General features: G+C 72.3%; 3 protein-coding genes. All 3 read left to right on the top strand.

The window, feature by feature from the left end; genetic code table 11:
• Positions 1–12 precede the first annotated feature (12 nt).
• The 3 genes from ACFVUY_RS36920 (at position 13) to ACFVUY_RS36910 (ending at position 12,463) form a co-directional block, all read left to right on the top strand.
• A complete protein-coding gene (locus ACFVUY_RS36920) occupies positions 13–10,227 on the top strand; it encodes an amino acid adenylation domain-containing protein (RefSeq protein ID WP_387736519.1) in 10,215 nt (3,404 codons plus the stop codon).
• A complete protein-coding gene (locus tag ACFVUY_RS36915) occupies positions 10,224–11,588 on the top strand; it encodes an MFS transporter (RefSeq protein ID WP_387736518.1) in 1,365 nt (454 codons plus the stop codon). The genes ACFVUY_RS36920 and ACFVUY_RS36915 overlap by 4 nt, the downstream gene beginning before the upstream one ends.
• A gap of 80 nt (positions 11,589–11,668) precedes the next feature.
• On the top strand, positions 11,669–12,463 hold the full coding sequence (locus ACFVUY_RS36910) for a thioesterase II family protein (RefSeq protein WP_387736517.1): 795 nt from the start codon (positions 11,669–11,671) through the stop codon (positions 12,461–12,463).
• The last annotated feature ends 4 nt before the right edge of the window (positions 12,464–12,467 follow it).

The following is a 12,467-nucleotide window of genomic DNA, read 5'->3' as shown; positions in this document are numbered from 1 at the left end:
CTGGCGGAGCGGGTGACCGACTCGTTCGACGGCCGGATCGTGCTGCTGGACGGCGACAGCCGTGAGCAGATCGCGACCCGCCCGGCCACCGCGCCAGCCACCACCGTCACCCCGGACAACCTGATCTACGTCATCTACACCTCCGGCTCCACCGGAAAGCCCAAGGGCGTCAGCCTCACCCACGCCAACGTCCTGCGCCTGTACAGCGCGACACGCGAGCAGTTCGCCTTCGGTGCCGACGACGTCTTCACCCAGGCGCACTCCTACGCCTTCGACGTGTCGGTGTGGGAGATGTGGGGAGCCCTGCTGCACGGCGGCCGGGTCGTCGTCGTCCCGACCGACGTCAACCGCTCGCCCGGCGAGCTGCTCGACCTCCTGGTCGCCGAGCAGGTCACCGTGATGCTCCAGACCCCGACCGGATTCCGGGCCCTCGCGGCCCTGGCCGGCGACGGTGACCCGCGCATCGACCAGCTTGACCTGCGGCTCGTCGGCTTCGGCGGCGAGAAGCTGGAGACCTCCGAACTCCAGCCGTGGGTGGACCGGATGGGCCTCGACCGGCCCGCCCTGGTCAACCTGTACGGGCCGACCGAGACGACCATGCACTGCGCCTACCACCGGATCGGCGCCGAGGACATCCGGCGGCCGAGCCGCAGCAACATCGGGCGTCCGCTGCGCGACCTCTCCGTCCACCTGCTCGACGCCCACGGCCGGCTCGTGCCGGTCGGGGTGCCCGGCGAGATCCACGTCGGTGGCCCCGCACTGGCCCTCGGCTACCTCGACCGGCCGGAGATGACGGCGGAGAAGTTCGTCCCGAACCCCTTCGGACCGGCCGGCTCGCGCCTCTACCGCACCGGCGACCTGGCCCGACGACTGCCGGACGGCTCGCTGGACTTCCTCGGCCGCGTCGACACCCAGGTGAAGATCCGCGGCTACCGCATCGAGCTCGGCGAGATCGAGACCGCGCTGCGCCGGCACCCGGCCGTCCGCGCCGCGGTGGTGACCGTCATCGAGGGGGCTCAGGGCGCCAAGCAGCTCGTCGGCTACTACGTGCCGCAGCAGGGCGCCGCACCGGCTGCCGCACAGCTCCGCGAGCACCTCGCCGCCGACCTGCCCGCCTACATGGTGCCGACGGCGTTCGTCGCCATCGACGCCATCCCGCTCACCAGCAACGGCAAGCTCGACCACCGCGCGCTGCCCGCGCCCGACCAGGCGTCCTTCGCCACGGTCGAGCACGTGGCGCCGCGCACCCCGGTGGAGGAGCGGCTCGCGGTGATCTGGTCGGACGTCCTGGGCGTCGCCCGGGTCGGTGTCGAGGACAGCTTCTTCGATCTCGGCGGCGACTCCATCCGTGCGGTGCGCCTGGTCGGTGCACTGCGCACCGCCGGGTACGACGTCTCGATCCGCGACGTGTTCGAGTCACGGACGATCGCCGCGATGGCGGCCGGCCTCACCGGCCAGGGCGGCGAGTCCCTCGTCAAGGCCGTGGAGCCGTTCGCGCTGATCGGCGAAGAGGACCGGGCCGCGCTGCCCGAGGGCGTCGTGGACGCCTACCCGCTGTCGCAGATCCAGACCGGCATGCTCGTCGAGACGATGGCCGCCGGCCCGGCGGACCGGGCGGTCTACCACAACCTCAACTCCTTCCGGATCCGCGACGACCAGCCGTTCTCGCTGCCGGTCTTCCAGCAGGCGGTGGACGTCGTCGTCCAGCGGCACGACATCCTGCGCACCTCGATGCACCTGAGCGGCTACGCGCTGCCGCTCCAGCTGGTGCACGCCACGGCGGACTACCCCGTGACGCTGTGGAACCTGCGCGGCCTGGACATCGAGGAGCAGGAGCGCCGCAAGGCCGCCTACCTCACACAGGAACGCGCCGTGGTCTTCGACCTGACGGCCGCACCGCTGCTGCGGATGTCCGTCCTGGCCGAGTCGGACGGCTCGTGGCGGCTCAACTTCACCTACCACCACGCCGTCTCCGAGGGCTGGAGCTACAACGCCCTGATGATGGAGCTGGTGGAGTGCTACCAGCACCTGCGCGACGGCCGTGAGCTGCCCGCCTACGAGGCGCCGGCCGTCCGGTTCGCCGACTTCGTCGCGGCCGAGCTGGAGTCGCTGGCCTCCGAGGAGGACCGCGCCTTCTGGCAGGACGTGGTGGCGGAGCACGCGCCGCTGCGGCTGCCGGAGCCGTGGGCCGCACCGGAGCGCGACCCGCAGGACCGGCACGGTCTGCGCGTCCCGTTCCACGACCTGGAAGAGGGCCTGCGCACCCTCGCCGCCCGTGCCGGCACCTCGCTGAAGAGCGTGCTGCTGGCGGCGCACCTGAAGGTGCTGGGCTCGGTTACCCCGGACCAGGCCTTCCACACCGGTGTGGTCTACCACGGGCGTCTGGAGGCGCCGGGTGCGGAGCGGGTGCTGGGCATGCACCTGAACACGCTGCCGTTCCCCGCCACCCGCCCGTCGGGCACGTGGCGTGAGCTGGTGGAGCGGGTCTTCGCGCAGGAGGCGGAGATCTGGGCCCACCGCCGCTACCCGCTGCCCGCCGTCCAGCGCGACAGCGGCACCCGCGAGCGCCTGCTCACGGTGATGTTCGAGTACCTCGACTTCCACCACGTGGACGGCGAGACGGTCGACACCGACGCCGGCTTCAACGACGGCTTCAACGAGTTCGCGCTCAACGTGGTCCCCAACAACGGCCACCTCAACATGGCGACCAGCGGTGAGTTCCTGAGTCGTGAGGCGCTGGGGCGTCTTGCGGGGATGTACCGGTTGGTGCTGGAGGCGATGGCGGCGGATCCGGACGGTGACGCGTCGGGTGCGGTGCTGGCGGAGGCGGAGCGGGCCGCGCTGGTGCGTGGTGGTTCGGTGGTGGAGTGGGGTGCGGGTTCGGCTCTGGAGTTGTTCCGGGCTCGTGCGGCGGCTGCGCCGGATGCGGTCGCGGTGGTGTTCGGTGAGGAGCGGGTTTCGTATGGCGAGCTGGATGCGTGGTCGTCGCGGATCGCGGGCCGGCTGCGCGGGCAGGGGGTCGGCGCCGGTTCGGTGGTGGGCCTGTACCTGGACCGCGGCCCCGGTGTCCTGGCGGCGATGCTGGGTGTGTGGAAGGCGGGTGCCGCCTACCTTCCGGTGGACCCGTCGCTTCCGGCCGAGCGGGTGGGTTACATGCTCACCGACTCGGGTGCCGCGCTCGTCCTGACCGACGCCGACCCGGCCGGCCAGCTCGGTGAGTACACCGGCCCCTGGCTGGAGCTGGCCGGCGGTTCCGAGGAGAGCTGGGACGGCATCGTCCCGGCTGTCGATGAGCTGGCGTACGTCCTCTACACCTCGGGTTCGACCGGTCGCCCCAAGGGTGTGATGATCGGGCACGGTGCGCTGGTGAACCTGCTGGGTTCGATCCGTGACGACGTGACTCCGGGTGCTCCGGGCACGTGGCTGGCTTCGACGTCGGTGTCGTTCGACATCTCCGGCCTGGAGCTGCACCTGCCGTTGATCTCCGGCGGGACGATCGTGCTGGCCTCGGCCGAGCAGGCCAAGGACGCGACGGCGCTGGTGGAGCTGGTGGCCCGCAACGAGGTCACCCATGTCCAGGCGACTCCGTCGGGTTGGCGTCTGCTGCTGGCGGCGGGCTTCGACAACTACGCCGTGACCGCGCTCGTCGGCGGCGAGGCGTTGACCGCCGGCCTGGCGCGGGAGCTGCTGCCACAGGTCGATCGTCTGGTGAACGTCTACGGTCCGACCGAGACGACGATCTGGTCCGCTCAGGGTGAGGTCCCGGAGGGGGTGGAGCGGGTCTCGATCGGCGGCCCGCTGGCCAACACCCGGCTGCACGTCCTGGACGTGGACCTCAACCCGGTGCCGCAGGGTGTGACGGGTGAGCTGTTCATCGGCGGTGACGGTCTGGCCCGCGGCTACCTGGGCCGCCCCGACCTGACGGCCGAGAAGTTCGTCCCGAACCCCTTCGGCCCCGCAGGTTCACGCCTGTACGCGACCGGTGACCTGGCCCGCGTCCTTGCCGACGGCACCCTGGAGTGCCTGGGCCGCGCCGACGGTCAGGTGAAGGTGCGCGGCTACCGCATCGAGCTGGGCGAGATCGAGAGCGCCCTGCGCGAGCACGCCTGGGTCCGTGACGCCGTCGTGACGGCCCAGGAGGACGCGCACGGGGACAAGTCCCTGGTCGCCTACGTCGTCAGTGCCGACGGTTCCGGCCTGGACACGGTCGCGCTGCGGGAGTTCCTGTCCCGCTCGCTGCCCGAGTACATGGTCCCGGCCGCTTTCATGGAGCTGGCGGCCATCCCGCTGACCAACAGCGGCAAGGTCGACCACAAGGCCCTCCCGGCCGTCGACCAGAGCGCGTTCGCCACCGCCGAGATCGTCGCCCCGCGCACCCCGCTGGAGGAGCGGCTCGTGGCGGTCTGGTCGGACGTCCTGGGCGTCGCCCGGGTCGGTGTCGAGGACAGCTTCTTCGAGCTGGGTGGCGACTCCATCCGCGTCGTCCGCCTGGTCGGTGCCCTGCGCGCCACCGGCTACGACGTGGATGTCCGGTCGGTCTACCAGCACGGGACGATCGCGGAACTGGGCACGTACATCTCCGGCAAGGAGGTCGGTGGGTCCCTGGTCACCGCCGTGGAGCCGTTCGCGCTGATCGGCGCCGAGGACCGGGCCCTGCTGCCGGTGGGCGTCGTGGACGCCTACCCGCTGTCGCAGATCCAGACCGGCATGCTGGTCGAGATGGTGGCCGCTCAGGAGCGCGGCGAGTCCGCCTACCTGAACATCAGCTCCTTCCGCATCCCGGACGCCGAGTCCTTCGACGCCGCCGCCTTTACGGAGGCCGCCGCCGTCGTGGCCGGCCGCCACGAGGCCCTGCGCACCTCGATGCACCTGAGCGGCTACTCGCAGCCGATGCAGCTGGTGCACGCCGACACCCAGGTGCCGGTGGCGCTGCACGACCTGCGGGGTCTCGACTCCACTCAGCAGATCAAGGCGCTGCGGGCCTTCTCGGTGAAGGAGCACGCTGCCGCGTTCGACCTCGGGACCGCTCCGCTGCTGCGGATCGCGATCCACCTGGAGTCGGACGAGGCCTGGCGACTGACCTTCACCTACAACCACGCCATCGCCGAGGGCTGGAGCTACCACTCGCTGCTCATGGAGCTGCTGGCGTCCTACCAGCACCTGCGCGACGGCCGTGAGCTGCCCGCCTACGAGGCGCCGGCCGTCCGGTTCGCCGACTTCGTCGCGGCCGAGCTGGAGTCGCTGGCCTCCGAGGAGGACCGCGCCTTCTGGCAGGGGATCGTGGACAACCACGCTCCTGCGCAGCTGCCCGACTCCTGGGCCGACCCGGCGACCGCCGGGGCCCGCGAGCCGCTGGGGACGGACGTCGCCTTCGGCGACCTCGAGGACGGCCTGCGAACCCTCGCCGCCCGTGCCAGGACCTCGCTGAAGAGCGTGCTGCTGGCGGCGCACCTGAAGGTGCTGGGCATGCTCAGTGCGGAGGAGGCCATCCACGCGGGTGTGGTCTACCACGGGCGTCTGGAGGCGCCGGGTGCGGAGCGGGTGCTGGGCATGCACCTGAACACGCTGCCGTTCCCCGCCACCCGCCCGTCCGGCACCTGGCGCCAGCTGGTGGAGCAGGTCTTCGCGCAGGAAGCGGAGACCTGGGCCCACCGCCGGTACCCGCTGCCCGCCGTTCAGCGGGACTCGGGGCAGAGCGGCCGGCTCATCGCGGTGCTCTTCGAGTACCTCGACTTCCACCAGGTCGACACCGAGACGGTCGACATGGCCGGCAACCTGAACGTCGGCGGCAACGAGTTCGCGCTCAACGTCGCGGCGATCGGCCGGCGGATCATGCTCAACACGACGTCGGACGTCGTCGGCCGTGAGGCGCTGGGGCGTCTTGCGGGGATGTACCGGTTGGTGCTGGAGGCGATGGCGGCGGATCCGGACGGTGACGCGTCGGGTGTGGTGCTGGCGGAGGCGGAGCGGGCCGCGCTGGTGCGTGGTGGTTCGTCGGTGGAGTGGGGTGCGGGTTCGGCTCTGGAGTTGTTCCGGGCTCGTGCGGCGGCTGCGCCGGATGCGGTCGCGGTGGTGTTCGGTGAGGAGCGGGTGTCGTATGGCGAACTCGATGCCGAGTCTTCGCGGATCGCGGGCCGGCTGCGTGGGCGCGGGGTCGGGTCCGGATCGGTGGTCGGTCTGTATCTCGACCGTGGTCCGGGTGTTGTGGCGGCAATGCTGGGTGTGTGGAAGGCGGGGGCTGCGTATGTTCCGGTCGATCCGTCGCTTCCGGCCGAGCGGGTGGGTTACATGCTCACCGACTCGGGTGCCGCGCTCGTCCTGACCGACGCCGACCCGGCCGGGCGCCTGGGTGAGTACGCCGGTCCGTGGCTGGAGCTGGCTGGCGGTTCCGAGGAGAGCTGGGACGGCATCGTTCCCGCCTCGGACGACCTCGCCTACGTGCTCTACACCTCGGGTTCGACCGGTCGCCCCAAGGGTGTGATGATCGGGCAGGGTGCGCTGGTGAACCTGCTGGGTTCGATCCGTGACGACGTCACGGGCGACAACGCGGGCACGTGGCTGGCTTCGACGTCGGTGTCGTTCGACATCTCGGGTCTGGAGCTGCACCTGCCGTTGATCTCCGGCGGGACGATCGTGCTGGCCTCGGCCGAGCAGGCCAAGGACGCGACGGCGCTGGTGGAGCTGGTGGCCCGCAACGAGGTCACCCATGTCCAGGCGACCCCGTCGGGTTGGCGTCTGCTGCTCGCGGCGGGCTTCGACGATGTGTCGGTGACCGCGCTGGTGGGTGGTGAGGCGCTGACCGTGGGTGTGGCGCGGGAGTTGCTGCCGAAGGTCGGTCGTCTGGTGAACGTCTACGGTCCGACCGAGACGACGATCTGGTCTGCGCGGGGCGAGGTCCCGGCGGAGGTGGAGCGGGTCTCGATCGGCGGCCCGCTGGCCAATACTCAGCTCTTCGTCCTGGACGGCGCTCTGGAGTTGGTACCGCAGGGTGTGACCGGCGAGCTGTTCATCGGTGGTGACGGTCTGGCCCGTGGTTACCTGGGCCGCCCGGACCTGACGGCGGAGAAGTTCGTCCCGAACCCCTTCGGGCCGGCCGGCTCCCGCCTGTACGCGACCGGTGACCTGGCCCGCGTCCTTGCCGACGGCACGCTGGAGTGCCTGGGCCGCGCCGACGGCCAGGTGAAGGTCCGCGGCTACCGCATCGAGCTCGGCGAGATCGAGAGCGCCCTGCGCGAGCACACCTCCGTCCGCGACGCCGTCGTGACGGCCCAGGAGGACGCGCACGGGGACAAGTCCCTGGTCGCCTACCTGGTCCCGGCCGGCGGCTCCGGCCTGGACACGGCCGCGCTGCGGGAGTTCCTGTCCCGCTCGCTGCCCGAGTACATGGTCCCGGCCGTCTTCGTGACCTTGGACGCCATCCCGCTGACCAACAGCGGCAAGGTCGACCACAAGGCCCTCCCGGCCTCCGCCACCACCGCGCTCTCCCGGGCGGCCTACGTCGCCCCGCGCACCATGGTGGAGGAGCAGCTGGCGGCCATCTGGTCCGATGTCCTCGGCATCGACCGCATCGGCGTGGAGGACAGCTTCTTCGAGCTCGGCGGCGACTCCATCCGGGCTCTGCGGATGCTGTCCGCGGGCCGGGAGGCGGGTCTCCCGCTGGCGGTCTGGATGGTCATGCAGGCCAAGAACCTGCGTGAACTCGCCGCCCTGGCGCAGGGTGACGGCGGTCGGACGCCGGAGCAGGACGGGATCGCGCTGCTCGCGGAGCAGCACCGGCTGCTCGGCGCGCAGGCCACCGGCGGACGCACGGTGCAGCTGCCGGTGAACGGGCAGGCCGACGCGGACGTCCTCGAAGAAGCGCTGCGGGCCGTGGTGCAGCACCACCAGGCGCTGCGTCTGCGGTTCGACGAGGCCGCCGACGGCCGCGCCCACCTGGCGGAGCCGAACACCGAGGCCCTGGTCCATGTCGTGGACCTCGGTGAGGTGCCGGCCGCCGAGCGGTCGGCGCGGATCGAGCGGGCGGTCGTCGAGGGCCGGGCGCGCCTGGACACGCGGGGCGGTTCGCTGGTGGACGCGACGCTGATCCGCTTCGGCGCGGAGAGCGGAGCGGCCGACCAGATCTGGCTGACCGTTCACGAGCTGGCGGTCGACCGGGCGTCCTGGACGGTCCTCGTCGAGGACCTGAACACCGCGTACCGGCAGCTCAACGAGGGCCTTCCGGCGACGCTGCCGCCGGTGGCGTCCCCGCTGCACTGGTGGGCGGAGCAGAAGCTGAAGCAGGCGCACTCCGACGAGCTGCTGGACCAGGCCGAGCTGTGGCTGGACCGGCCGAAGGGGGCCGCGCTCCCGGTGGACCGTGCCCGGGTGGAGACCACCCACGCCACGGCCAACACGGTCACGGCGACCCTGCCGTCCGAGCTGACCGCGTCCCTGCTGGCCGACGCGAACCCGGAGCACCTGGTGCTGACGGCGGTGGGCCGTACGCTCGCGCGCTGGGCGCAGGCCGACCGGATCGCCGTCGAGATCGCCGGTGACGCCCGTGGTGGCGCGACGGCGGACACGGCCGGCGACCCGTCGCGGACGGTCGGCCCGCTGGACCACGGCTACCCCGTGACCCTGCGACTGCCGCTCGGCCGGGACGCGCAGTCCTCGCTGAAGTCGGTCGCCCGGCAGATGCGCACCCTGCCCGACCCGGTGCAGGGATACGGACTGCTGCGTCACCTGGCGCCGGACCCGGAGGTGGCCGAGGAGCTGGCCGCCCTCCCGGCACCGGAGGCGCGGTTCTCCTTCACGGCGCCGCGGTCCGCTGCCGGCAGGCCGACGGCCCGCTCCCTGAACGGGACGCCGCCGCTGGTCTACCTCGCGGAGCGGGTCGTGGCCACGGCCGCCCCCGAGGCCCCGCGGGCGCACCTGCTGGAGATCGACGCGTACGTGTACGAGGGCCGGCTGTACGTCGAGTGGGTCCACAGCACGGACGTCCACGAGGCGGCGACCGTCCGCCGGCTGGTCGACGAGCAGATGGCGGAGCTGCGGGTGCTGCTCGGCGAGGACGACGGCACGGACGCCGCGTCGGGCCGCCGCCCGGTGCGCCGGTCGAGCCGCAGCAGTGCGGCCGAGTCGGTGCTCGCGGACCTGCGGGCCGAGGAGGTGATGGCCGACCACGCCATCCCGGGCGCCAGCCTCGCCCTGATCCACGACGGTCAGGTGACGGCGGTCCGCAGCTACGGCGTCCTCGGCGCCGGGGAGAGCGAACCGGTCACCCCGGACACCCTGTTCGCGGTGGGGTCGATCAGCAAGCACGTGACGACCTACGCGGCGCTGGGGCTGGTCTCGCAGGGCCTGCTGGACCTCGACCGGGACGTCAACCGCTACCTGACGTCCTGGCAGGTCCCCGGGGAGTTCCGGGAGCCGGTCACGGCGAGGCTGCTGATGGCGAACCTGGCCGGGTTCGCCCCGCACCCGGCGGTGAACGAGGGCCACTACCCGGACGACGACGAGCAGCCGACGGTGCTCGACATGCTGTACGGGCGGGCGCCGGCCAAGACACCGCCGGTGCGCCGCCAGGACGTGCCCGGCCAGGTGTTCCGACAGAACTCGGTGCACTACTCGGTGCTCCAGCAGGTGATGTCCGACCTCACCGGTGAGGCCTTCCCCGACCTGGTGAAGCGTCTGGTGTTCACACCGCTGGGCATGACGGGCAGCAGTTTCGACCCGATGTTCCCGCACGCCTCCGGGCGGCCCTTCGCCCGGGGACACGACGTGGTGGGCACTCAGGTACGGGGCGGCTACATCGTCCAGCCGGAGCCGGCCGCGGCCGGGATGTGGAGCACCGCCGAGGATCTGGCCAGGTTCGCCGTCGAGATCCGGCGCGGCTACCTGGGGTACTCGGACGGCCTGGTCGACCAGCAGCTGGTGCGGCAGATGCTGTCGCCGCAGTCGGACCGCAACTACGGCTGGAGCACCATCGTCGACACCACCAGTGGAGACGTGGAGTTCGGCCACGGCGGTCAGGCCTACGGCTACCAGGCGATGACCGGGCTGCGGGTGCACTCGGGTGTCGGCTCGGTCCTGCTGACCAACGCGGTGAGCGGGCGTGAGCTGGTGAAGCACATGATCGTCGCCACCTGGTCCGCGCGGACCAGGGTCGCGGGACTGTGGCAGAAGGCCATCGACGAGGCCGTGCAGCAGGAACGGGCGCGCGCGGCGGTCGCGGGGCAGCACCGGTGACCGTTCCCACGGCGACGCCGTCGGCACCGGCCCGGGCCCTGCCCGGGCCGGTGCCCCTGCGGCGCAACGCCGACTTCATCCGGCTCTGGGTGAGCGCGGGGATCTCGCGCTTCGGCACCTCGGTGACGATGGTCGCCTACCCGCTGCTGGCGCTGTGGCACACGGGATCGGCGAGTACGACCGGGCTGGTCACGTTCGCCGCCGCGCTGCCCAACCTGTTCGTCCAGCTGCCGGCCGGCGCGCTGGTCGACCGCTGGAACCGGCGCAGGCTGATGGTGGGCTGCGACATCGTCTGCGTGACGGTGGTCGCGAGCATCGCCGTGACCGAGCTGTACGGCCGGTTCTGGCTGCCGCAGCTCATGCTGGGCGCGTTCCTGCAGTCCGCGATGACGATCCTCTACCAGCTGTCGGAGCGGGCGGCGGTGCGGACCGTGGTCGAGCCCGGGCAGCTGTCGGCCGCGCTGGCCCAGAACGAGGCGCGCGGGGCCGCCATCGGCCTGCTCGCCCAGCCCGGCAGCAGCCTGCTGTTCACGGTGGCCCGCTGGCTCCCGTTCGCGGCCAACGCGGCCGTGGGCCTGGTCGCCGCCGTCCTGTTGGTGACCCTGCGGCGGGCCCTCGGCCCGGCGCAGGCCGACCGGGCGGTCCCCCCGGGCGGCACGTCGCTGCGCGCCGCGGTCGGGGAAGGGGTCCGCTGGCTGTGGCGGCAGCGGTTCCTGCGGGTGATGACCTGTGTGTTCGCGGGCAGCAACCTGGTCTTCCAGGTGCTCCTGCTGGCGGTGCTGGTGCGGATCCACAACGGTGGTCACCCACCGGCGGTGGTGGGCCTGGTGCTCGGCGCGGGCGGGCTGGGCGGCATCCTCGGGGCGCTCAGCGCGGGCTGGTGGTCGCGCCGGTCGGACCTGTACCGGACGGCGGTGGCCGGCTTCGCGGTGTGGACGGTGTTCATCCCGGTCTCGGCGTGTTCCGGCTCGCCCGCGCTGATCGCCGCCTCGCTGGCCGGCATCACCTTCGTGGCCAGCCTGTTCAACGTCACCGGGAACGTCTACCAGATGCAGGTCACCCCCGAGGCCCTGCAGGGGCGGGTGAACGGGGCGTCGAGCTTCCTGTCCTCGGGGGCGAACTCGCTGGGCGCCCTGGCCGGCGGCTGGCTGGTCGACCGGGCGGGCCCGTCCGCGACCGGCTTCGTCCTCGGCGTCGCGGTGCTGGCGCTGACCGCCGTGGTGGCGTTCAGCCCGGCGGTGCGCGCCGAGCACCGCGCCTCCGCGGCGCCCGAAGGCCCGGCGCCCGCCTCCGCGACGCCCGGCGGCGGGACGCAGGAGCCGCCCGCGGCGGCCGAATCCGCCGGTATGGGCGGGATATAGGGCTCCGGGAGAGCGTGTGGACGCTGGCGGAGTGCCAGCAGTTGTGACGCCTCCGCGCACGATTCCAAGGAAGGACCCCGATGACAGGTTCGATGACCGGCGCGGCGGCCGACTGGTTCCGCAGCTACCGGGCGACGCCCTCCCCGGCCCTGCGCCTGGTGTGCTTCCCGCACGCAGGCGGGGCGCCGACGTCCTACCGGACCTGGGCGCGGGCCGTTCCCGACGATGTCGAGGTGCTGGCCACCTGCTACCCCGGCCGGCAGGACCGGTTCGCCGATCCGTTCGCGGCCTCGCTGCCCGAACTGGCCGATGACATCGTGGCCGCCCTCGTCCCGCTGCTCGACACGCCGATCGCGCTCTTCGGGCACAGCATGGGCGCCTACGTCGCCCACGAGGTCGCCCTGCGGCTCCAGGAACGGCACGGGGTCCAGCCGGTGCGGCTGTTCGTCTCCGGCGCCGAGGCACCGCACCTGGCCACGCCCCCCGGCCGGGCCGAGGACGACGAGGCCTTCGTCCGCGAGCTCCGGCAGCTGGGCAGCGGCTCGATGGGCGAGATCGAGGACGCGGCGCTGCTGGAGCTGGTCCTGCCGAGCATCCGGGCCGACTACCGGCTGCTGGACGCCTACCACCCGGCGTCCGGCACCCGGACCGGCTGCCCGCTCGTGGCGTACGTCGGCGACAGCGACGAGGACTGCGAGGTCGACAAGGCCCGCGCCTGGTCGCAGACCACGGCGTCCGCGTTCGAGTTCCGGGTCTTCCCCGGCGGCCACTTCTACCTGGAGGCGCACGAGCAGGAGCTCCTCGGCCACATCACCGGCCACCTCCGCAGCGACCTCCGGCTCAGGCAGGCCCTCGCCGGTCTCAGCCGTACCTGATCAC

This window comes from Kitasatospora sp. NPDC058063 (genome assembly GCF_042885395.1).
In the GTDB taxonomy this organism is placed as follows: Bacteria; Actinomycetota; Actinomycetes; order Streptomycetales; family Streptomycetaceae; genus Kitasatospora; species Kitasatospora lactacystinica.
This window is presented reverse-complemented; position numbering and strand designations above follow the sequence as displayed.

Coding starts and splice junctions, on each gene's coding strand:
- ACFVUY_RS36910 (WP_387736517.1), top strand. CDS start 11,669: ATGACAGGTTCGATGACCGGCGCGGCGGCCGACTGGTTCCGCAGCTAC.